The sequence below is a fragment of the Rickettsia endosymbiont of Gonocerus acuteangulatus genome (assembly GCF_964026435.1).
Lineage (GTDB): Bacteria > Pseudomonadota > Alphaproteobacteria > Rickettsiales > Rickettsiaceae > Rickettsia.
Genome location: NZ_OZ032147.1, coordinates 184,675 through 206,555, shown reverse-complemented (window position 1 = coordinate 206,555; position 21,881 = coordinate 184,675). Strand labels below are relative to the sequence as shown.

The window sequence follows — 21,881 nt, the reverse complement described above, 5'->3', positions numbered from 1 at the left end:
AGTAATCCCCGCCGCAAGCAGCGGGGTATTTTAGAAGAAAGCTAGCTGATGATCCTCATGCAGTTTCTGATATTCCTTGCCTTGGTTTTTTATGTATTTTCCTATCATATTCTCATTTCCATGCTTACCTACCGTACTCGTAAAATATCCATCAGTCCAAAATTCTCCACCCCATAATTGTTTCTTTACCTGTGGACACTGTCTAAATATTTGACGAGCTGTAACACTTTTAATTGTTGTTACTATTTTTGTTACGCTATAGGTTGGTACAGATTGTACCAAAAAATGGACATGATCTTCATCAACCCCTATTTCTAAAAATTTTATTTGATATCTCTTTTCTATCTCTAAACATATTTCTCGTAATACTTGATCAACTGATACGTCAAACACTGCTCGGCGATATTTTGCTGGAAATACCATGTGATACAGCAGTACCGTAACATTATGACTTTTATGTATATATTTGCTCATTCCGCCATATTACGCCGCAAGCGGCGGGGAATATACCCAAAAGAGATTTAAAGACATGCTCTATTCTATCTAGTGCGTCAATAAATTGGGGCGTTATATCCTGAGTATTTGCGTAATTAATTATATTTAGAAGGGTAATTTTAGCTTTTTTGAAAGCTGCTTCATTTTTAGCATATATTAATTTTTTATAAGCAAGATGAAGAGGTGTATCTTCTTCCTTATTTTGTATTGTAAAGCTAAATCCAACAGAATTAATATAGTTTAGAAAGTCAATTTTATCGTACTTAACACATTTATGAATAACATTTTCTCCTTGTTCATCAATAATATTAGTACTTATTCTATCTAAAGGATATCTTTGCCATTCTTGCAGTTTCATAAATTCAAAATATTTCATGAAAGCAGTGCTAATAAGATCATTAGCTTACTCTATACCGAAAGTATTTAATAGGTCTATAATAGCTTTATCTTCTTTAACTATATTGCTATGTATTAGTTGCAAAAACTCATCAAATATTTGTGTGCATTTTTTTGGCATTGTTATTCATAAAATATAATAATGCTTAGATATTAATAAAAAATTGAAAAGTAAAAGAGTTTTTTATAAAAAAATAGTAAATTTTTATTTATTAACTCTGCTAAGACTCATCATTATATTGATATATCTAAATAAATAACCTATTATAAAAATAAAAATCCTATGTTTGATTTCTCTGCTTATATAGATTTACCACTTGTTTGGGGTGGGTTAATAGCTACTGCTATTTGTTTATATGTCTTGTTAGATGGTTTTGATTTAGGGATAGGTATATTATTCCCATTTGCTCCAACTGATGATTGTCGTCATAAGATGATCAATTCCATCGCTCCTTTTTGGGATGGTAATGAAACTTGGTTAGTACTTGGCGGTGGCGGCTTGCTTGCTGCTTTCCCTCTTGCGTATTCTTTGCTATTACCGGCTTTGTATATCCCTATTATCCTGATGTTACTCGGTCTTATATTCCGCGGAGTTGCTTTTGAATTTCGTTTTAAAGCACATATAGGGCATCGTTATATTTGGGATTATGCTTTTCATTTTGGTTCTATGCTTGCCGCTTTTTGTCAAGGTTTAATGCTTGGTACGTTTGTGCAAGGTATAGAAGTGGAGGGACGGGAATTTGCAGGGAGTGCTTTTGATTTCTTAACTCCTTTTTCGGTGATGACGGGAATAGAATTGATATTTGGTTATGCTCTTTTAGGTGGTACGTGGCTTATCATGAAAACCGAAAAAGAAACGCAAGATTGGGCATATAAATCTACACTATATATTTTATTTTATGTTGCACTTTTTATGGGGTTTGTAAGCCTTTGGGTACCATTCTTAAATGATCAAATACGTCATCGCTGGTTTAGTATACCAAATATTTACTACTTATCTATTATACCTATTTTAACCTCTATAGTATTTATTAGGTTAATTAAAGCTGTGAGAGATAAAAAAGAAGCAGCTCCATTTATATATACTATTTGTTTGTTTTTATTAGGATATTTAGGACTTGCTATAAGCATATGGCCATTTATAGTGCCATATAAGGTAACGCTTGCAAAAGCAGCGGCAGCACCAGAGTCGCAATCTTTACTATTAGTTGGGGCAGGGATATTTTTACCTGTTATACTTGGTTACACTTTTTATTGTTATTATATATTCCGTGGCAAATCTTCGCATCACCCTATGTATTAAAACTTTATATCTAAAAATGACTTCCCGTTTGAATAGATGGCAATGGTTTATTGTCCTATGGCTTACGGGATTACTATCAACATTCCTGCTATCTTGTTTGGTTAAATTGATATTTTGGGCAATAAAATTAATATGACTTTAAGTAAAACTAATTAAAAGTTATTGTACAAATTATAAATCCAATTTCTAATTTGTACAATAATTATAGTTAAATTAATAATCTGGATAATTAATTTGATATAAAGTTTAAGTGATGATTTTGTTAATTTTATTCCAAGGTAAAACTTCTATATTTCCTCTTATTTGCTCCGTATCACCTGCATATACTAAATAACCTTTTTCTTGATTTGCTAAACTGCTCCAATAGTTAATTCCTTTTAAAAATTCTTGAATTATAGTTTTACTTGCCTTGACTTCAATTGGAGTTAGCTTATCACTTTCAATTAATATAGCATAAGTCATTAAGGTACTGACAGAGCGAGAGTATCATGTTATAGTAAGCAAATATTAACAAGCATGTAAAGAGATATGGCACGAGCATATGCAATAGAACTAAGACTAAGAGTTATAAAAGCTGTAGAAGCAGGGATACGAATAAGTAAGGTAAGTAAATTATTTAATGTAAGTCGTGATACTATATATAAATGGAAAAAATTAAAAGATAAGCAAGGTACTTTAGAAGCAGCAACTGGTTATCAGAAAGGACATAGTCATAAGATAAAAGATTCAGAATCTTTTAAAGAATTTTTTAAAGCTAATATGAATAAAACATCAAAGGAGTTAGCAAAGCAATGGGGTAATATTGCATCTGTAACTATTTTAAGACAAATCAGAAAACTTGGCTATAGCTATAAACAAAACTCATTTTCATCCGAAAAGAGATATTAAATTAAGAAATGAATTTATAGCAAAGATACAAACCATCACAAAAGACAAATTAGTATATCTTGATGAATCTGGAATAGAGGATAATGCTTGCAAAGAGTATGGATGGAGCATTATAGGACAAAGGTGTTATGGAGAAAAGGTGTATCAACATAAATTTAGAATAAGTATGATAGCTGGTCTTTGTAATGGTAATCTTATTGCTCCTGTAATATTTGAAGGTAATTGTAATACAGAGGTCTTTAAAACTTATATTAGGGATGTATTAATTACAGAATTACAACCTGGGCAAACCGTTATTATGGATAACATTAATTTTCATAAAAATTCTAAAGTTAAAGAGTTCATTGAATCCGTTGGTTGTACCATATTGTATTTACCAACTTACTCTCCTGATTTAAATCCTATAGAGCATTACTGGTTTAAGATAAAAAATGAAATTAGGAAAGTTGTAGAAGATTTTGAAACATTTTATGATGCTGTTTTTAATACTATTAAATTGTCAGTATCTTAATGATTTATGCTATATATCAAGTTCATGACCATGGCTATCTCGCCAAAAATATATCCCCTCTTCTTTGCCTTTATTAAGGCGATTTTTAAGTATAGCTTAATGCGATAAGGTAGTGACTTATGGTATGAGTTGGATTATACTAAATGAAAAACTTATGGCAAAGGCATATTCATACGATTTAAGAATACGAGTAATAAAAAGTTTAACAGATGGTAAAACAATAAAAGAAACTTCAGAGATATACTCTATTAGTAGGAAGACTATAATAGAGTGAAAAAAATTAAAGAAACAAACTGGGGATGTCAAAGCAAAAAGTGGTTATCATACAGGACATCGTAGAATAATAAGAGACATAGAGGGATTTAAAAAATTTATAGAATTAAATTTTGATAAAACCACCATGGAGCTAGCTAATAACTGGAGTCAAAAAGTATCTGCAAGTACGATATCAAGATTGCTTAATAAATTAGGTTATAGTTATAAAAAAACTTTTCTTCATCCCAAAAGGGATATTGGTCTAAGGAATGAGTTTATATTGAAACTAAAAACTATAGATAAACAAGATTTAGTATTTATCGATGAGTCTGGGATAGAAGATAATAGCTGTAGAGAACACGGGTGGAGCATTATCGGTCAAAGATGTTATGGTGAAAAGGTCTATCAACATAAATCACGGATTAGTATGATTGCTGGGCTGTGTGTCAAAGATATTATTGCCCCAATAATATTTGATGGGACATATAATAAGGACATTTTTGAAACTTATGTACAAGAGATATTGATCAAGGAATTAAAGGCTGGTCAGATAGTAGTAATGGATAATATTAATTTTCATAAAAGTACAAAAGTGAAAACGTTAATTGAATCTGTTGGTTGCAGTATTTTATTTTTACCAACTTACTCTCCTGACTTAAATCCTATTGAGCATTACTGGTTTAAAATCAAGAATGAAATAAGAAAAACTATTTCTAATTTTGAGCACTTTTTTGATGCTGTTTACTATGCTCTTAAAAAATCACTACCTTATCGCATTAAGCTATATCTCAATTATTATCATATTTTCAAACAAGCTTCCTTTGGCATAATACTTTTCTAACTGCTCCATCGATTCTAATCCTAGTAAAGTACAAGCAAGACCAGTATCATAAAAATATAATTTTTCTTGTTTAACTAAGTGTTTATTATAATTTTTATGATGCGGTTTAACTAAATAAATTATAAAGCTTGTTTGCAATAAAGAAAGCCATGATTTTACAGTGTTATAGCTAACCCCGCATTCAGTAGCTATAGATGAGAAATTTACTAATTGTCCGATACGAGTAGCACAGATTTTTAAAAAAGTCTGAAATGTGGAAATATCACTAATATTTTTAATTTGCCTTACATCCCTTTCTATGTAAGTACGGATGTAGTTTCTATACCACACACTAGGTAGTAAATCCTGGTATAAAGCTTAGGATAAAAGCCTTTAAATATAAAATTTAGAGGATTGTCTGTAACGGGTAGTTTTTTACTTATTTCATTGTAACTAAGAGGAAGTAAATAAACTATAGCTGCTCTACCCGCTAAGGATTGTGAAATACTTTCAAGCCATAAAAAATTCTGTGAACCTGTTAAAATAAACTGTCCGGCAACTTGGTCATTATCTACTTTTGTTTGTATATATGAAAATAAATTAGGGCAGTATTGTACTTCATCAATGATTGCACCTTGACTATAAGTAGATAAAAAACCTCTAGGATCTTTTTGAGCAAACTCTCTTATATCTATATCCTCAAGCGAGACATAGGGTTTATCTGAAAAAATCATTTTTACTAAAGTAGTTTTACCGGATTGGCGTGGACCCGTAACAGTAACCACCGGATAATACTTTGCCGAATATTTTATATAATTGGTTATATCACGATCAAACATAATATAAATTTGCTAATATTACTTATTGTACAAATTATAAGTCCAATTTCTAATTTGTACAATATTTTTATATCTTAACCCTCTAGAAACTCAAAATTTTCTACATACCTAATGACAAAATTAAAATAACGATATATTATTTTAATTTTAAAATAATTAAATAATATATATTCAATGAGTGCAGATACTAATATTAGCGATAGTTTAGAAGTCACTGTGCAAGATCATTTATCGATTTTTTCTTTAATAAGTTCATCTGATATTATTGGTAAGTCAGTTATGCTAATGCTGCTTATCGCTTCTATTTGGTCGTGGGCTATCATTCTGGATAAAGTATTTAAGCTAATGCAAGTGCAACGAAAAATGCGAGCATTTGAAAATACTTTTTGGTCAGGTGGTGTTTTAGAGCAGCTATATGATAGCATAAAAAGGTCAGTTAACAATCCGCTAGCTTTAATATTTGTCTCAGCTATGGATGAATGTAAAAGTATAAATACTAAGGGACTTCCTGAGCTATTAAAAAATAATCATAAAGAGCGTATTACAAATTCTATGTATCTTGCTCAAAACAGAGAAATTGAAAAACTAGAGAAGAACTTAAGCTTTCTAGCAACTGTCGGCTCTAGTAGTCCTTTTATTGGGCTATTTGGTACTGTTTGGGGAATTATGCATAGTTTTCAGTCGATTGCTACTTCTAAAAATACCTCACTTGCAGTAGTAGCCCCTGGTATTGCTGAGGCATTACTTGCAACCGCAATAGGCTTATTTGCAGCTATTCCAGCAGTAATTTTTTATAATTATCTTATTTCCCGTATTACTCTGATCAATAATAAAATGGAAGATTTTATTAGCGAGTTAAACTCCATACTTTCTAAGGCAATAGATCAGGAGAAAATGTAATGGCTATTAAGCTTGCTGGAAGTAATAGAAAAAGTAAAAGAGCTGTAGTTAGTGAAATCAACGTTACGCCGCTTGTCGATGTGATGCTTGTGTTACTAATTATTTTTATGATCACTTCTCCGATGTTAGTTTCAGGCGTAAATGTTGACTTACCTGAAACAAATTCAAGCCCAATTTCAGGACAAGATGAGCCTTTAGTTGTTACTATCAATAATAAAGGGGAAGTTTTCTTGCTTGAAACACCTATTGAAAGAAAGCATTTAACTGATAAGCTTGTAAATATCACTAAAGAGAAAAAGGACACTAGAATTTTTGTAAGAGGTGATAAAAACGTTTCTTATGGTGAAGTGGTAGAAATAGTATCAGAAATTCATGCAGCCGGATTCTCTCGTGTAGCTCTTATTTCAAATATTAAAAATAATGAAAAGTAACGATACAAACAATAAGGATAATTTCACAGTTTTCCTTAGCTGCTCTATTGCACTGCACTTACTTTTTTTCTATTTTTTTCTATTTGGTATGCCATCTCTTTTTGAAAAATTACCAGAAGAGCAAACCATAACTTTTGAAATGTTGCCTATTAGTGAGAAAGCTAATATCATAACGCAAACGAAGCAAAAAGAAGCTCCGATAGAGAATGAAGATGCTAAAAAATCAGAGCAGACTAAACCTAAAGAAGAGAAGCCTAAAGATTTACCTAAAGAGGAAAAAGCAAAAGAACCTGAGACTAAACCGGTAGAAGAAAAGCCAAAAATAGAAGAAAAAAAGCCTATAGAGGAGAAAAAGTCAGAAGAAGTAAAGGAAGCACTACCTGAGAAAAAAGAGGAAATAAAAGAAGAAAAGCCTAAAGAAGAGGAAAAAAAACAGGTAGAAGAAGTAAAAAAAACTGAAGAAAAGAAAGAAGAAAAAAAGCCGATAGAGAAACCTAAAGAGAAAAAAAAGCAAGAACCTAAAACTGATGAGCTTGATTCTTTATTAAAGAACTTGGAAGAGTCCTCAGAAGGTGATAATGTAAAATCAAATAAGCATAAAAGGTCAGAGAAAGTTGATAATAAGAAAGAAGCTAAGGGAGTTTATTCAGAAGGATTGCCTCTTTCAGATAATGAAATTTCATCAATAAAGCATCAAATTGAAAGAAATTGGAGTAATATTCCAGCAGGTGCTAGAGGTAATAATAAGGTAAAAATAATTATCAGTATTACATTAGATAAAGCAGGGAATGTAGAGCAGGCAAAAGTGAAGGAAAAAATTTGCCCTGGTATTCCAAACAGTGTTTGTGAAGCATTAGCAGACAGTGCAGTCAGAGCAGTATGGAAAGCAAGCCCTATCGAAAATCTTGATCCTGCAAGATTTAATCATTGGAAAGAGTTTAACTTTAATTTTGATCCTAGTAGGTTATAGGTATTAAGTATGTCATTCCCGTGTAGGCGAGAATCCAGTAAAAATAAGTATAAATACAGCAAGAATTTAAAAATAAAAACTCGATTCATCTCGCTTTATGATGGATTCCTGCTTTCGCGGGAATGACATAAAGTAGCACCGTTGTGACGCAAAAAAATTAATAGGAGTAATTTAGTGAAAAACATTATATATTTTGTTTTACTAATTTTTAGTTTTAATAGCTATGCTATTGAGACAATCAATATTGAATATGGAACGGCTGACCCAACTCCGATGGCGGTGAATAATTTTAAGGCTGATTCTGCTTCAGATAATACAGTAGGTCATGAAATAGTGAAAGTTATATCTAATGATCTAAAACTTTGTGGGTTGTTTCGTCCTATTTCTTCGGCTTCTTTTATAGAGGAAAAAACTGGTATTGGATATAAACCGCTTTTTGCTGCATGGCGTCAAATCAATGCTAGTTTATTAGTTAATGGGGCAGTAAAAAAGCTTGAAAATGGTAAGCTTAGAATCAGTTTTATATTATGGGATACATTACTTGAAAAACAGCTTGGCGGTGAAGTACTTGAACTGCCTGAAAATCTATGGCGAAGAGCAGCCCATAAAATTGCTGATAAAATTTATGAAAAAATCACAGGTGATACTGGTTATTTTGATAGTAAGATAGTATATGTAGCTGAAAGCGGTCCTGATTTAAAAAAAGTAAAAAGAATTGCTTTAATGGATTATGATGGTGCTAATAACCGATATATTACCGATGGTAAATCGTTAGTTCTAACTCCAAGATTTTCTGGTTCAGCAGATAAGATTTTTTATGTTTCCTATGCTACTAAAAGACGAACTCTTGTTTATGAAAAGGATTTAAAAACAGACAAAGAAAGCATAGTTGGTGATTTTGCTGGAATATCCTTTGCTCCAAGATTTGCACCTGATGGTAGAAAAGCTGTAATGTCTATAGCTAAGAACGGCTCAACTCATATTTATGAAATTGACCTTGCAACAAAAAGGCTTCATAAGCTGACTGATGGTTTTGGCATTAATACTTCCCCGAGCTATTCACCGGATGGACGTAGAATTGTCTTTAATTCTGATAGAAATGGTGTTCCTCAATTGTATATAATGAATTCTGATGGTAGCAATGTCCAGCGTATTAGTTTCGGTGGTGGTTCTTATATGGCTCCCAGCTGGTCGCCTCGAGGGGATTATATAGCATTTACTAAAATTATTAGAGGTTCAGAAGGTAAAACTTTTAATATCGGTGTTATAAAGCCATATCCGCAAGATGATGAAAATAGTGAAAGAGTAATAGCAAGTGGTTATTTAGTCGAAAGCCCTTGTTGGTCGCCTAATGGACGGGTTATTATGTTTGCTAAAGGTTGGCCATCAAACGGCAAATCTTCTGGCAAAAATAGAATTTATGCAATTGACTTGACTGGTCATAACGAGCGAGAAATCAAAACTCCTGGTGATGCATCCGATCCTGAATGGTCAAATTTACTAAATTGACATCTCATGAATTCCCTAATCTAATATAAATTAATAAATTTACTTTATTAAATTTGTGTTAAAATAAAAGTAATCCCCGCCGCAAGCAGCGGGGTATTTTAGAAGAAAGCTAGCTGATGATCCTCATGCAGTTTCTGATATTCCTTGCCTTGGTTTTTTACGTATTTTCCTATCATATTCTCATTTCCATGCTTACCTACCGTACTCGTAAAATATCCATCAGTCCAAAATTCTCCACCCCATAATTGTTTCTTTACCTGTGGACACTGTCTAAATATTTGACGAGCTGTAACACTTTTAATTGTTGTTACTATTTTTGTTACGCTATAGGTTGGTACAGATTGTACCAAAAAATGGACATGATCTTCATCAACCCCTATTTCTAAAAATTTTATTTGATATCTCTTTTCTATCTCTAAACATATTTCTCGTAATACTTGATCAACTGATACGTCAAACACTGCTCGGCGATATTTTGCTGGAAATACCATGTGATACAGCAGTACCGTAACATTATGACTTTTATGTATATATTTGCTCATTCCGCCATATTACGCCGCAAGCGGCGGGGAATATACCCAAAAGAGATTAAAAATTGACAATAATCTGTCCTATTAATTGGTATTGCTTGCAACTTTATCCTCTTTGACATGTTTAATTATTTTTACAATAATTTATCACTTTTTTACTCATAGCGTAAGTTTTGAAGATTCAAATGCAAGAATTGTATGGAGCTGACGTTAGCGAAAGTTTGATAAGTCAAATTACTGATGATGTAATTGAGGATGTCAAGATATGGCAAAGCCGACCATTGGATCGAGTATATGCTATAGTATTTTTTGACTGTTTAGTAGTAAAAGTACGTCAAGATAAACGAATTATCAATAAGTCTGTATATGTAGCATTAGGTATTGATTTATCTGGCAGGAAGGATATTTTAGGATTGTGGATCAGTGAAAATGAAGGAGCAAAATTTTGGCTTGGTAATTTTACTGAGATGAAGAACAGAGGTATGCAAGACATGCTTATTGCTTGCAGTGATAATTTAACCGGTATGTCTGAGGCGATAGAGGCAGTTTTTCCGAAAACCGAACATCAATTATGTATTGTATAGCATAAATCATTAAGATACTGACAATTTAATAGTATTAAAAACAGCATCATAAAATGTTTCAAAATCTCCTACAACTTTCCTAATTTCATTTTTTATCTTAAACCAGTAATGCTCTATAGGATTTAAATCAGGAGAGTAAGTTGGTAAATACAATATGGTACAACCAACGGATTCAATGAACTCTTTAACTTTAGAATTTTTATGAAAATTAATGTTATCCATAATAACGGTTTGCCCAGGTTGTAATTCTATAATTAATACATCCCTAATATAAGTTTTAAAGACCTCTGTATTACAATTACCTTCAAATATTACAGGAGCAATAAGATTACCATTACAAAGACCAGCTATCATACTTATTCTAAATTTATGTTGATACACCTTTTCTCCATAACACCTTTGTCCTATAATGCTCCATCCATACTCTTTGCAAGCATTATCCTCTATTCCAGATTCATCAAGATATACTAATTTGTCTTTTGTGATGGTTTGTATCTTTGCTATAAATTCATTTCTTAATTTAATATCTCTTTTCGGATGAAAATGAGTTTTGTTTATAGCTATAGCCAAGTTTTCTGATTTGTCTTAAAATAGTTACAGATGCAATATTACCCCATTGCTTTGCTAACTCCTTTGATGTTTTATTCATATTAGCTTTAAAAAATTCTTTAAAAGATTCTGAATCTTTTATCTTATGACTATGTCCTTTCTGATAACCAGTTGCTGCTTCTAAAGTACCTTGCTTATCTTTTAATTTTTTCCATTTATATATAGTATCACGACTTACATTAAATAATTTACTTACCTTACTTATTCGTATCCCTGCTTCTACAGCTTTTATAACTCTTAGTCTTAGTTCTATTGCATATGCTCGTGCCATATCTCTTTACATGCTTGTTAATATTTGCTTACTATAACATGATACTCTCGCTCTGTCAGTACCTTAATGACTTATGCTATATCTTTAGGATCAAGCTGTGCTAGAGCATCTAATTCACAAGTAATTAAAGGTTGTTTTGCTGTATAATTTTTTAATAAATATTTGCTAGTACAAAACCAAGCAAATTCTCCTTTCATTTGATCAGGAGCTAATTCATTAAGTATTTCCCCATCTTTTCCGTATAACATAAATGAATCATTAGTTAATTTTATGGGAACTTTTCGTCCTGCTAAAATTTCTTGTTGGTTTTTTAAAATGTAATTTAAATATGCCTCGAAGCGTTTATCATATGGAGCATTCTTGTGTTTAGCAACATCTATATCAAATTGTAAATCTTCTAAAGAATCTTGAGATATTTCTGTATCTTGGTGTCCTATATATATTTTATCCAGTATGTTATTTTTTTTCATATTCTTTAATTATTATATTCGTCATTACGTTTACCGGAACAGTAATCATATATTCTTTTTCATCATGATATATTTTTTAGCACAGGCAGCAATAAAGCTATGGAGTTTTACTGCAAGATTTGTATGTTTGGAGGCATTAATATTTGTTTGATATATTGGAGCTCTTGATATGCCTATATGCGAATAAATTTAGCATTTTCAGAAGTATTCATAGTTATAAACATTTCTATGGATGAAGTATCTATATTATTTTTCTGTTCCCATATTTTATTGCTTGCAAAAGCTACATATACTTCTGTTAAATCTTCATCAAAGATCTATGCTAGATCTAAAGGCATCCAGACCCATTCTTGCATTCTTTATAATGGGGTCATTACCTCTATAAGAATTAGCAAAGTTGGACTGTTCTGTTAAAAATTCGCTCCAAGCCTTTTTATTTGCTCCATTTACTTTAGCTATATAAAAATGTAAATCATCTTGTTGTTCATAATGGTAAATTTCTGACTTTACTTCTTGTGCTTTATATAATTTTGTAAAAATGGAACTTAAATTGGAATATTTTTCATCTACTTTAGCAAAATCAAAGTTAGAGAAAATTCTTAAAGCTTGCATTTATTGCATTTCAATATTATCAGCTGTTTTCGCTTCTTTACATGCAGTTTTTATAAATTTAGTGATTTGTTCTTCTTCCGTAGTAAAATTATTTTTTTTAAATTCTTCTAAAAATTTTTTAAATAGAATTTCTTTTCTATAGTTTCTTTTATTTAAGTTATCTATCTTTATATCTGTTTTTAATTTTAAATTAAAAACTTTTTTAGTATATCCAGGAAATATATTAATTATGATAGATTGTAGTTTAAAAGAAGAATTATTATTTAGTTTTAAAATAAGATTTTCTACTTCTTCCCAATTTTTATGACCTAATATATCAAGGGAGGTAATTTTGTATTCAGAAATATTAGGATTTTGAAGAAAAGTAAAAACTTCATTTAAGCTTATTTCTTCTAAATATAGCATAAGTTATTAAGGTACTGACAGAGCGAGAGTATCATGTTATAGTAAGCAAATATTAACAAGCATGTAAAGAGATATGGCACGAGCATATGCAATAGAACTAAGACTAAGAGTTATAAAAGCTGTAGAAGCAGGGATACGAATAAGTAAGGTAAGTAAATATATTTAATGTAAGTCGTGATACTATATATAAATGGAAAAAATTAAAAGATAAGCAAGGTACTTTAGAAGCAGCAACTGGTTATCAGAAAGGACATAGTCATAAGATAAAAGATTCAGAATCTTTTAAAGAATTTTTTAAAGCTAATATGAATAAAACATCAAAGGAGTTAGCAAAGCAATGGGGTAATATTGCATCTGTAACTATTTTAAGACAAATCAGAAAACTTGGCTATAGCTATAAACAAAACTCATTTTCATCCGAAAAGAGATATTAAATTAAGAAATGAATTTATAGCAAAGATATAGCATAAGTCATTAAGGTACTGACAGAGCGAGAGTATCATGTTATAGTAAGCAAATATTAACAAGCATGTAAAGAGATATGGCACGAGCATATGTAATAGAACTAAGACTAAGAGTTATAAAAGCTGTAGAAGCAGGGATACGAATAAGTAAGGTAAGTAAATTATTTAATGTAAGTCGTGATACTATATATAAATGGAAAAAATTAAAAGATAAGCAAGGTACTTTAGAAGCAGCAACTGGTTATCAGAAAGGACATAGTCATAAGATAAAAGATTCAGAATCTTTTAAAGAATTTTTTAAAGCTAATATGAATAAAACATCAAAGGAGTTAGCAAAGCAATGGGGTAATATTGCATCTGTAACTATTTTAAGACAAATCAGAAAACTTGGCTATAGCTATAAACAAAACTCATTTTCATCCGAAAAGAGATATTAAATTAAGAAATGAATTTATAGCAAAGATACAAACCATCACAAAAGACAAATTAGTATATCTTGATGAATCTGGAATAGAGGATAATGCTTGCAAAGAGTATGGATGGAGCATTATAGGACAAAGGTGTTATGGAGAAAAGGTGTATCAACATAAATTTAGAATAAGTATGATAGCTGGTCTTTGTAATGGTAATCTTATTGCTCCTGTAATATTTGAAGGTAATTGTAATACAGAGGTCTTTAAAACTTATATTAGGGATGTATTAATTACAGAATTACAACCTGGGCAAACCGTTATTATGGATAACATTAATTTTCATAAAAATTCTAAAGTTAAAGAGTTCATTGAATCCGTTGGTTGTACCATATTGTATTTACCAACTTACTCTCCTGATTTAAATCCTATAGAGCATTACTGGTTTAAGATAAAAAATGAAATTAGGAAAGTTGTAGGAGATTTTGAAACATTTTATGATGCTATTTTTAATACTATTAAATTGTCAGTATCTTAATGATTTATGCTATACAAACCATCACAAAAGACAAATTAGTATATCTTGATGAATCTGGAATAGAGGATAATGCTTGCAAAGAGTATGGATGGAGCATTATAGGACAAAGGTGTTATGGAGAAAAGGTGTATCAACATAAATTTAGAATAAGTATGATAGCTGGTCTTTGTAATGGTAATCTTATTGCTCCTGTAATATTTGAAGGTAATTGTAATACAGAGGTCTTTAAAACTTATATTAGGGATGTATTAATTACAGAATTACAACCTGGGTGTCATTGCTAAAATAAAAGGGACCAGTAAATTGCACGAAAAAGGGACCAGAGAAGTTGGTGTGACCTAATAAGGTTAATGTGCAATATTCACTAGATAATTAAGCAAGTAAATATCTAGTGATACAATGATAAGAATAAATATGTATACAACAATTATCACCCTTTATAAACAAGGCAATAGTCAAAGGAATATTGCCAAACTAACAAGAACAGACCGCAAAACAGTACGAAAAATAATAAACCGCTATGTAGAGGCTGGTACAGAATCCCCAGCAATCTATGAACGATCTTCAGTTTTGGATTTTTGGCACGAAAAAATAATTGAGTTATTAGAAAAAAATCTGAGTTACATAAGAATTTTTGAGGAGTTAAAAAATCAAGGTTATACAAGCAGTTATACTTCTTTGACCCGTTATATCAAAAAATATAAAATTAAGGATAACAGTTGCATTCGTTTTCATACTTTAGCAGGAGAGGAAGCACAAGTAGATTTTGGTGACATAGGCTTACAGTATAATTCTAAAGGGCGTAGAGTTAAAGCATATGTATTTAATATGCGTTTAAGCTATAGTCGCCTTGATTATTATGAAGTAGTGTTTGATCAAAGTTGTCAAACATGGATTCAATGTCATATCAATGCATTTAATTATTTTGCTGGTAGTCCAAAAGTAATAAAACTTGATAATCTTAAAGCTGGAGTAGTAGATGCCAATTTTTATGAGCCAGTATATCAGAAGGAATATAAGTGCTTAGCCGATCATTATGGAATTTTACTTTCTCCTTGTCGAGTGTATCAACCGCAAGAAAAAGGCAAAGTTGAGTCGGGAATAAAATACGTTAAAAATAATTTTTTTGCTGGTCGTAAATTTGATAGATATGAAGAATTAACAAATGGTCTTGCAAATTGGTTAAATAAGGCCAATAGCCGAATACATGGTACTACTAAGAGAATACCTAGAGAACTGTTTGAGCAAGAGGAAAGAAGTAGTTTGATTCCTTTACCATTAGAAACTTTTGATTTGTCATCTTGGCATAATCGAAAAGTAGCAAAAGATTGTCATATTACCATAGATAATAATTATTACTCTGTACCAGCAAAATATATATACAGTGAGGTAATGGTACAATTGTCCCCAAAACTTGTTCAAATATTTTCTATACAAAATGATTTAATAGCAAGACACGTTAGAACAGAGGGCAAGGGGATATTTACCACTAATCCGTCTCATTATGCTAAATACAAACGTCTATGCCCAGGTTTTATAGAATATAGTGAACATTATCAACAACAAATGCAGCAGATAGGGAATAATTGCAGTTTATTATTAGAATCATTACAACAAACAAGAGTGAATGATTGGCAATGTTGTGCACGAGGTATCATTTCTTTACGTAAGGTTTACAATGATGACTTAATAGATAAAGCCTGTCATAGAGCACTACATTATGGTATAAGTTCTTACTCTAAAATTAAGAATATTTTAAATAGTAATGCAGTAAACTTACCATTACCAGAGTTTGGAGGTAATAATGCAGAACTTAATAAAAGTAATCCCCGCCGCAAGCAGCGGGGTATTTTAGAAGAAAGCTAGCTGATGATCCTCATGCAGTTTCTGATATTCCTTGCCTTGGTTTTTTACGTATTTTCCTATCATATTCTCATTTCCATGCTTACCTACCGTACTCGTAAAATATCCATCAGTCCAAAATTCTCCACCCCATAATTGTTTCTTTACCTGTGGACACTGTCTAAATATTTGACGAGCTGTAACACTTTTAATTGTTGTTACTATTTTTGTTACGCTATAGGTTGGTACAGATTGTACCAAAAAATGGACATGATCTTCATCAACCCCTATTTCTAAAAATTTTATTTGATATCTCTTTTCTATCTCTAAACATATTTCTCGTAATACTTGATCAACTGATACGTCAAACACTGCTCGGCGATATTTTGCTGGAAATACCATGTGATACAGCAGTACCGTAACATTATGACTTTTATGTATATATTTGCTCATTCCGCCATATTACGCCGCAAGCGGCGGGGAATATACCCAAAAGAGATTTAATGACCTACGAAGCTTTAGATTATCAGGTATAGTCAATAGTTTAAATGAAAGGATTATTTATGCTCAAAATAATAAACTAGGATTTAAAGAATTTCTATCACTATTATGTGAAGATGAAAAATCTAACCGTAAGGATAATAATTACCGTCGCCGTAAAAGTGCTGCTAAATTGCCGGTAACTAAAAATTTAGAAGACTTTGATTTTAATTTCCAACCAAGTGTTGATGCCAAAGTAATAAGTGATTTATCAACTTGTGATTATATTAATACTAAGGGAAATGTAATATTCATAGGTGATTCAGGAACTGGGAAAACTCATCTTGCCATTGGGCTAGCATTAAAAGCTTTAACACGAGAATACTCTGTATATTTTACTACGGTATCGGATATGCTTTATAATTTACATATTGCAAGAGCAGATAATAGTTATCACAAAAAGGTTAAATTACTCCTATCGTTTGATTTATTAATTCTTGATGAGCTCGGGTTTAAGCAATTGCCAAAACATTCAGTAGAAGACTTTTTTAATATTATTGCTAAACGATATGAAAATAAATCTACCATTATTACCACAAACAAGGATTTTGAAAAATGGAATGAAATATTTGCTGATGAAGTATTAACTCATGCAATTATTGATCGAGTGGTACATCATGCTCATATACTAAACATAAAAGGTAAAAGTTATCGTATTAATAACTATAAATCTGGAGGTAATATGGCATAAAAATTTTTAAATATAGTGGTTCCTTTTTCGTGCAATTTACTGGTCCCTTTTTAATTGACAATGACACCTGGGCAAACCGTTATTATGGATAACATTAATTTTCATAAAAATTCTAAAGTTAAAGAGTTCATTGAATCCGTTGGTTGTACCATATTGTATTTACCAACTTACTCTCCTGATTTAAATCCTATAGAGCATTACTGGTTTAAGATAAAAAATGAAATTAGGAAAGTTGTAGGAGATTTTGAAACATTTTATGATGCTGTTTTTAATACTATTAAATTGTCAGTATCTTAATGATTTATGCTATACATTATCTAATAAACCATTTTTCATAGAAACTAACGCTTCTGTTAATTGTTCTTGAGCTGTTTTCATTATTACCCCTATTACTAAAATTAATATTATATTAATTTTTTAATAAAGGGGCGATATTTAATTTTTTTATTAGGATTGTTAGAGAGAAAAACTAAGTATTATTTGTATGGGTTAATTGTACTTGAGAGTTATTTAGACACGCGAAGTGAAGATAAGAAGTTTATCCTAACTTCAATAAAAAAAGGAATAATAAAGACTCCTAGCGGTTCTAAGCCTTAATTATAAAATAAATTATTGCTAATTATATTTAAAATTAAATATAATTAGCAGGATTAAATATTCAAAATGATAGTGCAAAGCCGTCTTAAGCTATCATTTTTCCGTATTATATTCATTCAGTATTTGGATAAAATTCTTTAGAATTTTATCCAAAACTGGCGTTTTAGACCGCTTTATCTTCGTCATGCATCGACGCGGCAATCTTATGACACAACAAAAATTCCTGAGATTGCTTCGTCAAATTACTTTGTAATTTTGCTCGCAATGGCGTATTTGGTATTTACGTAACAAAATCACTAAAAACCGCTTAGGTTATTAGGACCAATAACAGTAGATGTAGCAGAGCTACTAAATATTTGGTTTGCTGTTTGTATAATATCCTCGGCTTTTATATTCATAATAATTTCCATAATCTCTTCAGGAGAGATATATTTACCGAAAACAGCATAATTTTTGCCTATCTCTTCTGATTTATAAGCTACTTTTTCCTGAGCCATTTCTAAATTACTGCGGATTTGTGTTTTAGCTCTTTCTATCTCTTCTGGTTTTACTTGCTCTGCCATTCTCTTTATTTCATTCTTCAGCTCTGCGGTTAATAGCTCTAATTTATCATGTGCCGTACTTGCATAAATAGTAAATACTCCGCTATCAAAATATGGGCTATTATAACTCCCTACTGCATATGCAAGCCCTAATTTTTCACGAATATGCTGGAATAATCTTGAAGACATCCCGCCGCCAAATATTATAGCAAGTAGCTGAGTTTGATAAAGCCTTTCTAAATTAATATAAGATGTTCCTTCAAATCCTAATATTAAAGTAGTTTGCTCTAAATCTTTATTTATAAAGCTATGACCACCTATATATTTTGCAGGTGAAAAATTACTTTTCTCTCCTCGTGTTAAAGAAGAAAATAAACGTTCTGCTTCTTTTACTATTTCTTCATGGTCAACATTACCTGCAATCGATAAATAAAAGTTCTCAGCATTATAATGTTTACCTGTAAAGTTTAAGAAATGATCCTTATTAAAAGTCTCAAGGGTTTTACTTGTTCCAAGTACCGGTTTACCAAGCGGCTGATCTTTAAATACGCTATTATAAAACTTTTCATATACTAAATCATCAGGATTATCTTGAGCATGTGCTATTTCTTGTAAAATTACCTGATACTCTTTCGCTATTTCTTCTTCGGCAAAAGCAGAATTTTGTACTATATCAGCAATTATTGCTAGTGCTTTATTACAATTTTCAGATAACACTCTTGAATAATATACTGTCTTTTCATGACCGGTATAAGCGTTAAAATGCCCCCCTATAGAATCAAACTCTTCAGCTATTTGTTTTGCTGTTCTAGTTTTAGTACCTTTAAAAGCCATATGTTCAAGAAAATGAGATATCCCTTCTTCTTCCGGATTTTCATAACGGCTACCAACTTTGGCTATCAAATTTATTGCCACCGAATTAACATAAGGCATATTATATGTTAAAATCGTTAAACCATTCTTTAATTTACTAACGTTAAAATTTTCTTTCATAAGTTATTTATTATTATTGTCATTGCGAGCGAATAAAATGAGCGTGGCAATCTCAGGATGTCTTACTAGATTGCAGCAAAGCTTCGCTCTTCACAATGACGTTTTTTGACTCTCTCAACTTCGCAAGTCGCAGGAATCTTGCAAAAGCAAAAATCATTGAATCTACAAAACCATCAAAGCCGAATACAAAATATCTTCTAATAAAAAATGCTTTGAAAAACCACCATATCATTTCGGTTGCTATCCGAATATTTGATGGTTTTTTACCCTGCTTAATTAAATCTTTTGCTTGCTCACCGGAATAAAAATTTGCTTTAGCTACTAACTGCTCAATCGAAGTACCTGAATAGTGATAAGCAGCTTCATTTAATGTATAGATTTTATTTGCAAAATCAACATCCTTATTAAATACTACCGAATCATGAGTGGTGCTATTTATAGTATTTGCAAAACTAGCAAAATTTTTATTATACAATCTAGTGCATTTATTATAAGGAGCAAAAATTCTAGGGCGTGTATCATTACGATGCATTATTAAAAGCTTTATTTGATAAGCCAAATAACGATCTTGATTTTGAGAGGCAAAAATATATTCTATTTCGTCTTGTAGTTCTTTAGAGAGTTCTTCATCAGCATCAATATTAAGAATCCAATCATTTTTACATATAGTTTCAGCAAAAGATTTCTGCCCTACATAACCAAGCCATGGCTTAACTACTATCTTAGCTCCCAAGCTTTCAGCTATTGCTACCGTCTCATCAGTACTTTCACTATCTACTACTATCACCTCATCAGCAATATTTTTTACGCTATTTATAGCCCGTTCTATCCTTGCAGCTTCATTTTTAGTAATGATAAAAGCTGAGATTTTGGTCATAATACTTACACCGTCATTGCGAGGAAATTACGTCAGTAATTGATAAAGCAATCCAGTTAAATAATCTCTTCATATAAATCTCTCCATTCTTGATTTATTTCTACAATAAGTTCCAGTTTTCTTTTTCTTGAACCGCCTTTTATTTGCTTTTCTCGTATGATTGCTGATATCATAGTGTCATGTAACTCATAAAACACCAGTATTTTACAATCATACTTTTTAGAGAATCCTTTTAAAAGTTCATTTTTATGCTCATATTTACGTTTAGTAAGATTAGAAGTTACTCCAACATACAGAGTACCATATTCTTTTGTTAGTAATAATGTATACTACTGGTTATTTCATAATAATGTCATTGTGAGCAAAAAGGAGTGTAGAAATAGAAAAATAATAATAAAAAAAATGCTAAAAATTAGCATTTTTTATACTTTCTTGCGTACGTACAATTGCTGACATAATTTCCAGCGTTGTTGCATGGCTCATTTATGTCATTCCTGAGAAAGCAGGAATCCAGAAAAAAAAAGCATAAACACAGCAAGTTTCTAAAGATAAAAGCTCGCTTTGTCTCGCTTTATGCTGGATTCCCGCTTTCGCGGGAATAACATATAGGGTATTCCCTCGCAATGACGAATTACATACAAAAGCTTAATTATTTTTAAAACTAGACTTCTCAGTAGAATCACTACTTAAAATAAATTTCTTTATCTTCTCAAAAGCGGTGTTTTCTATTTGTCTAATACGTTCTTTAGAAATATTATATTCACTACTTAAAACATCGAGAGTTTTAGGAGTATCTTGCAATTTACGCTCTGTTAAAATACGTAGCTCTCTGGCGTTTAAAACTTTCATAGCACTAGATAATAAAGCTCTCTTATGAGTCATATCTTCTTTACTAATGGCTATAGCTTCAGGGCTTGGGCGTGTTTCAGGCAGTAATTCTATCAACTCGCCTGAACTTGCATCATCATTATTTATAGTATTATTTAATGATAAATCAGAACCGGAAAGCCTTATATTCATATCAGAAACTTCACTAACTGAAACGCCTAATTCATCGGCGATTTGGACAAAATCATCACTTGTAATAGCTCTTGAATATAAATTAGTGATTTTGTTTTTAATTTTACTAAGGCTAAAAAATAATTTTTTCTGTGCAGCAGTCGTACCCATCTTTACTAATGACCAAGATTTTAATATATATTCTTGGATAGCAGCTTTAATCCACCACATAGCATAAGTTGATAAACGAAAACCAAGCTCAGGATTGAATTTTTTCACTGCTTGCATTAAACCTATATTACCTTCCGATACTAATTCGGTAACAGGAAGACCATAAGTTCTATAACCAGTTGCAATTTTTGCAACTAACTTAAGATGGCTAGTTACTAACTTATGTGCCGCTTGCAGATCATTCTGTTCTAAATAAGATTTAGCCAGCAAAAACTCTTCTTCTTGCGTTAGCGAAGGAATTTTATTAATTTTCTGTAAGTAGCTATAAAAGCCAGATTCACTAGAGATTGCTAATGCATTAATATTACTAGTCATTACTAACCTTACTAATTAATTTTCTTTATAATATCATATATATA

Annotated in this window: 25 protein-coding genes and 5 pseudogenes; 14 read left to right on the top strand and 16 right to left on the bottom strand. The window is 31.2% G+C overall.

The annotated features are described in order from the left end of the window. Positions 1-30 precede the first annotated feature (30 nt). Together tnpA (AAGD55_RS01280) and AAGD55_RS01275 are read right to left on the bottom strand one after the other, a co-directional pair. A complete protein-coding gene (tnpA, locus tag AAGD55_RS01280) occupies positions 31-474 on the bottom strand; it encodes an IS200/IS605 family transposase (RefSeq protein WP_341791841.1) in 444 nt (147 codons plus the stop codon). After that, positions 455-853 carry an ankyrin repeat domain-containing protein gene (locus AAGD55_RS01275; RefSeq protein WP_341791840.1) on the bottom strand — a complete coding sequence of 133 codons (399 nt, stop codon included), beginning with the start codon at positions 851-853 and terminating at the stop codon, positions 455-457. Before AAGD55_RS01275 ends, tnpA (AAGD55_RS01280) begins: the two co-directional genes overlap by 20 nt. Before the next feature lie 321 nt (positions 854-1,174). Here AAGD55_RS01275 and cydB point away from each other — a divergent pair, with 321 nt between their 5' ends. After that, complete coding sequence (gene cydB, locus AAGD55_RS01270; protein ID WP_341791839.1) at positions 1,175-2,194, top strand: cytochrome d ubiquinol oxidase subunit II; 1,020 nt, start codon at positions 1,175-1,177, stop codon at positions 2,192-2,194. A 246-nt stretch (positions 2,195-2,440) separates the two neighbouring features. Here the strand turns inward: cydB and AAGD55_RS01265 are convergent, their stop codons facing one another. Then, entirely contained in the window at positions 2,441-2,656 is a 216-nt protein-coding gene (locus AAGD55_RS01265; RefSeq protein WP_341791838.1) for a hypothetical protein, read from the bottom strand. A 66-nt stretch (positions 2,657-2,722) separates the two neighbouring features. Here AAGD55_RS01265 and AAGD55_RS01260 point away from each other — a divergent pair. Both AAGD55_RS01260 and AAGD55_RS01255 read left to right on the top strand, forming a co-directional pair. Beyond that, positions 2,723-3,593 (top strand): IS630 family transposase gene (locus AAGD55_RS01260; protein WP_341791135.1). Its coding sequence is split into 2 segments (ribosomal slippage): positions 2,723-3,049 and positions 3,051-3,593, totalling 870 coding nucleotides; the frame shifts between segments, so codons are not numbered across the junction. Positions 3,594-3,747: 154 nt separating this feature from the next. Continuing rightward, positions 3,748-4,605, top strand: a pseudogene (locus AAGD55_RS01255) (IS630 family transposase); the annotation flags it as partial. A gap of 24 nt (positions 4,606-4,629) precedes the next feature. Here the strand turns inward: AAGD55_RS01255 and AAGD55_RS01250 are convergent. Together AAGD55_RS01250 and AAGD55_RS01245 are read right to left on the bottom strand one after the other, a co-directional pair. Beyond that, a complete protein-coding gene (locus tag AAGD55_RS01250; RefSeq protein WP_341791837.1) occupies positions 4,630-5,019 on the bottom strand; it encodes a DUF4143 domain-containing protein in 390 nt (129 codons plus the stop codon). Next, positions 4,986-5,507 (bottom strand): ATP-binding protein, encoded by a 522-nt coding sequence (locus tag AAGD55_RS01245; RefSeq protein WP_341791836.1) that lies wholly within the window; start codon positions 5,505-5,507, stop codon positions 4,986-4,988. The genes AAGD55_RS01250 and AAGD55_RS01245 overlap by 34 nt, the downstream gene beginning before the upstream one ends. A 174-nt stretch (positions 5,508-5,681) precedes the next feature. On the opposite strand from AAGD55_RS01245, the gene tolQ reads away from it, so the two are divergent. The 4 genes from tolQ (at position 5,682) to tolB (ending at position 9,317) form a co-directional block, all read left to right on the top strand. Next, positions 5,682-6,407 (top strand): protein TolQ, encoded by a 726-nt coding sequence (tolQ, locus tag AAGD55_RS01240; RefSeq protein ID WP_341791835.1) that lies wholly within the window; start codon positions 5,682-5,684, stop codon positions 6,405-6,407. After that, the gene (gene tolR, locus AAGD55_RS01235; RefSeq protein ID WP_045799042.1) at positions 6,407-6,838 is read left to right on the top strand and encodes a protein TolR; all 432 of its coding nucleotides are present in this window, start codon (positions 6,407-6,409) and stop codon (positions 6,836-6,838) included. Before tolQ ends, tolR begins: the two co-directional genes overlap by 1 nt. Then, positions 6,828-7,808 carry an energy transducer TonB gene (locus tag AAGD55_RS01230; protein WP_341791834.1) on the top strand — a complete coding sequence of 327 codons (981 nt, stop codon included), beginning with the start codon at positions 6,828-6,830 and terminating at the stop codon, positions 7,806-7,808. Before tolR ends, AAGD55_RS01230 begins: the two co-directional genes overlap by 11 nt. A gap of 174 nt (positions 7,809-7,982) precedes the next feature. Next, positions 7,983-9,317: a Tol-Pal system beta propeller repeat protein TolB gene (gene tolB, locus AAGD55_RS01225; protein ID WP_341791833.1), complete on the top strand. Its 1,335-nt coding sequence runs from the start codon at positions 7,983-7,985 to the stop codon at positions 9,315-9,317. A gap of 98 nt (positions 9,318-9,415) precedes the next feature. On the opposite strand, the gene tnpA (AAGD55_RS01220) is transcribed toward tolB, so the two are convergent. After that, positions 9,416-9,859 (bottom strand): IS200/IS605 family transposase, encoded by a 444-nt coding sequence (gene tnpA / locus AAGD55_RS01220; protein WP_341790826.1) that lies wholly within the window; start codon positions 9,857-9,859, stop codon positions 9,416-9,418. Between the two features lie 176 nt (positions 9,860-10,035). On the opposite strand from tnpA (AAGD55_RS01220), the pseudogene AAGD55_RS01215 reads away from it, so the two are divergent. Further along, positions 10,036-10,428 (top strand): annotated as a pseudogene (locus AAGD55_RS01215) (transposase); the annotation flags it as partial. Between the two features lie 12 nt (positions 10,429-10,440). Here the strand turns inward: AAGD55_RS01215 and AAGD55_RS01210 are convergent. The 4 genes from AAGD55_RS01210 to AAGD55_RS01195 form a co-directional block, all read right to left on the bottom strand. Further along, positions 10,441-11,311, bottom strand: a protein-coding gene (locus tag AAGD55_RS01210; RefSeq protein ID WP_341791832.1) for an IS630 family transposase whose coding sequence is annotated in 2 segments (ribosomal slippage) — positions 10,441-10,983 and positions 10,985-11,311 — 870 coding nt in all. Because the reading frame shifts where the segments join, the coding sequence is not laid out codon by codon here. Positions 11,312-11,382: 71 nt separating this feature from the next. Then, the gene (locus AAGD55_RS01205; protein WP_341791831.1) at positions 11,383-11,781 is read right to left on the bottom strand and encodes a hypothetical protein; all 399 of its coding nucleotides are present in this window, start codon (positions 11,779-11,781) and stop codon (positions 11,383-11,385) included. 309 nt (positions 11,782-12,090) lie between these two features. Beyond that, complete coding sequence (locus AAGD55_RS01200; protein ID WP_341791830.1) at positions 12,091-12,393, bottom strand: hypothetical protein; 303 nt, start codon at positions 12,391-12,393, stop codon at positions 12,091-12,093. Beyond that, positions 12,394-12,798: a hypothetical protein gene (locus AAGD55_RS01195; RefSeq protein ID WP_341791829.1), complete on the bottom strand. Its 405-nt coding sequence runs from the start codon at positions 12,796-12,798 to the stop codon at positions 12,394-12,396. A gap of 158 nt (positions 12,799-12,956) precedes the next feature. On the opposite strand from AAGD55_RS01195, the gene AAGD55_RS01190 reads away from it, so the two are divergent. The 4 genes and pseudogenes from AAGD55_RS01190 (at position 12,957) to istA (ending at position 16,076) form a co-directional block, all read left to right on the top strand. Beyond that, positions 12,957-13,232: an IS630 transposase-related protein gene (locus tag AAGD55_RS01190; RefSeq protein ID WP_341792487.1), complete on the top strand. Its 276-nt coding sequence runs from the start codon at positions 12,957-12,959 to the stop codon at positions 13,230-13,232. Positions 13,233-13,339: 107 nt separating this feature from the next. Beyond that, positions 13,340-14,210 (top strand): IS630 family transposase gene (locus AAGD55_RS01185; protein WP_341791828.1). Its coding sequence is split into 2 segments (ribosomal slippage): positions 13,340-13,666 and positions 13,668-14,210, totalling 870 coding nucleotides; the frame shifts between segments, so codons are not numbered across the junction. A 26-nt stretch (positions 14,211-14,236) separates the two neighbouring features. Beyond that, a pseudogene (locus tag AAGD55_RS01180) lies at positions 14,237-14,482 on the top strand (transposase); the annotation flags it as partial. A gap of 142 nt (positions 14,483-14,624) precedes the next feature. Then, complete coding sequence (gene istA / locus AAGD55_RS01175) at positions 14,625-16,076, top strand: IS21 family transposase (protein ID WP_341791827.1); 1,452 nt, start codon at positions 14,625-14,627, stop codon at positions 16,074-16,076. Here the strand turns inward: istA and tnpA (AAGD55_RS01170) are convergent. Beyond that, a complete protein-coding gene (gene tnpA, locus AAGD55_RS01170) occupies positions 16,062-16,505 on the bottom strand; it encodes an IS200/IS605 family transposase (protein ID WP_341790826.1) in 444 nt (147 codons plus the stop codon). The genes istA and tnpA (AAGD55_RS01170) overlap by 15 nt on opposite strands. Here tnpA (AAGD55_RS01170) and istB point away from each other — a divergent pair. Together istB and AAGD55_RS01160 are read left to right on the top strand one after the other, a co-directional pair. Next, entirely contained in the window at positions 16,498-17,283 is a 786-nt protein-coding gene (istB, locus tag AAGD55_RS01165) for an IS21-like element helper ATPase IstB (protein WP_341791826.1), read from the top strand. The genes tnpA (AAGD55_RS01170) and istB overlap by 8 nt on opposite strands. Positions 17,284-17,349: 66 nt before the next feature. Further along, positions 17,350-17,580: pseudogene (locus tag AAGD55_RS01160) on the top strand (transposase); the annotation flags it as partial. A 596-nt stretch (positions 17,581-18,176) separates the two neighbouring features. Here AAGD55_RS01160 and AAGD55_RS01155 read toward each other — a convergent pair. The 5 genes and pseudogenes from AAGD55_RS01155 to rpoH form a co-directional block, all read right to left on the bottom strand. Beyond that, positions 18,177-19,415, bottom strand: a complete 1,239-nt coding sequence (locus AAGD55_RS01155) for a pitrilysin family protein (protein ID WP_341791825.1) — start codon at positions 19,413-19,415, stop codon at positions 18,177-18,179. 52 nt (positions 19,416-19,467) lie between these two features. Continuing rightward, the gene (locus AAGD55_RS01150; protein WP_341791824.1) at positions 19,468-20,292 is read right to left on the bottom strand and encodes a glycosyltransferase family 2 protein; all 825 of its coding nucleotides are present in this window, start codon (positions 20,290-20,292) and stop codon (positions 19,468-19,470) included. A 56-nt stretch (positions 20,293-20,348) separates the two neighbouring features. Further along, positions 20,349-20,465, bottom strand: a complete 117-nt coding sequence (locus AAGD55_RS12300; RefSeq protein WP_410526107.1) for a nuclease — start codon at positions 20,463-20,465, stop codon at positions 20,349-20,351. A 3-nt stretch (positions 20,466-20,468) separates the two neighbouring features. Next, a pseudogene (locus AAGD55_RS12295) lies at positions 20,469-20,588 on the bottom strand (GIY-YIG nuclease family protein); the annotation flags it as partial. A gap of 349 nt (positions 20,589-20,937) precedes the next feature. Further along, on the bottom strand, positions 20,938-21,837 hold the full coding sequence (rpoH, locus tag AAGD55_RS01140) for an RNA polymerase sigma factor RpoH (RefSeq protein WP_341791823.1): 900 nt from the start codon (positions 21,835-21,837) through the stop codon (positions 20,938-20,940). Between the last annotated feature and the right edge of the window lie 44 nt (positions 21,838-21,881).

Excerpts from the sequence above, each read along its gene's own strand:
- tnpA (WP_341791841.1), bottom strand. The coding sequence starts at position 474 with ATGAGCAAATATATACATAAAAGTCATAATGTTACGGTACTGCTGTAT.
- AAGD55_RS01275 (WP_341791840.1), bottom strand. The coding sequence starts at position 853 with ATGAAACTGCAAGAATGGCAAAGATATCCTTTAGATAGAATAAGTACT.
- cydB (WP_341791839.1), top strand. The coding sequence starts at position 1,175 with ATGTTTGATTTCTCTGCTTATATAGATTTACCACTTGTTTGGGGTGGG.
- AAGD55_RS01265 (WP_341791838.1), bottom strand. The coding sequence starts at position 2,656 with ATGACTTATGCTATATTAATTGAAAGTGATAAGCTAACTCCAATTGAA.
- AAGD55_RS01245 (WP_341791836.1), bottom strand. The coding sequence starts at position 5,507 with ATGTTTGATCGTGATATAACCAATTATATAAAATATTCGGCAAAGTAT.
- tolQ (WP_341791835.1), top strand. The coding sequence starts at position 5,682 with ATGAGTGCAGATACTAATATTAGCGATAGTTTAGAAGTCACTGTGCAA.
- tolR (WP_045799042.1), top strand. The coding sequence starts at position 6,407 with ATGGCTATTAAGCTTGCTGGAAGTAATAGAAAAAGTAAAAGAGCTGTA.
- AAGD55_RS01230 (WP_341791834.1), top strand. The coding sequence starts at position 6,828 with ATGAAAAGTAACGATACAAACAATAAGGATAATTTCACAGTTTTCCTT.
- tnpA (WP_341790826.1), bottom strand. The coding sequence starts at position 9,859 with ATGAGCAAATATATACATAAAAGTCATAATGTTACGGTACTGCTGTAT.
- AAGD55_RS01205 (WP_341791831.1), bottom strand. The coding sequence starts at position 11,781 with ATGAAAAAAAATAACATACTGGATAAAATATATATAGGACACCAAGAT.
- AAGD55_RS01200 (WP_341791830.1), bottom strand. The coding sequence starts at position 12,393 with ATGCAAGCTTTAAGAATTTTCTCTAACTTTGATTTTGCTAAAGTAGAT.
- AAGD55_RS01195 (WP_341791829.1), bottom strand. The coding sequence starts at position 12,798 with ATGCTATATTTAGAAGAAATAAGCTTAAATGAAGTTTTTACTTTTCTT.
- istA (WP_341791827.1), top strand. The coding sequence starts at position 14,625 with ATGTATACAACAATTATCACCCTTTATAAACAAGGCAATAGTCAAAGG.
- tnpA (WP_341790826.1), bottom strand. The coding sequence starts at position 16,505 with ATGAGCAAATATATACATAAAAGTCATAATGTTACGGTACTGCTGTAT.
- AAGD55_RS01155 (WP_341791825.1), bottom strand. The coding sequence starts at position 19,415 with ATGAAAGAAAATTTTAACGTTAGTAAATTAAAGAATGGTTTAACGATT.
- AAGD55_RS01150 (WP_341791824.1), bottom strand. The coding sequence starts at position 20,292 with ATGACCAAAATCTCAGCTTTTATCATTACTAAAAATGAAGCTGCAAGG.
- AAGD55_RS12300 (WP_410526107.1), bottom strand. The coding sequence starts at position 20,465 with ATGATATCAGCAATCATACGAGAAAAGCAAATAAAAGGCGGTTCAAGA.
- rpoH (WP_341791823.1), bottom strand. The coding sequence starts at position 21,837 with ATGACTAGTAATATTAATGCATTAGCAATCTCTAGTGAATCTGGCTTT.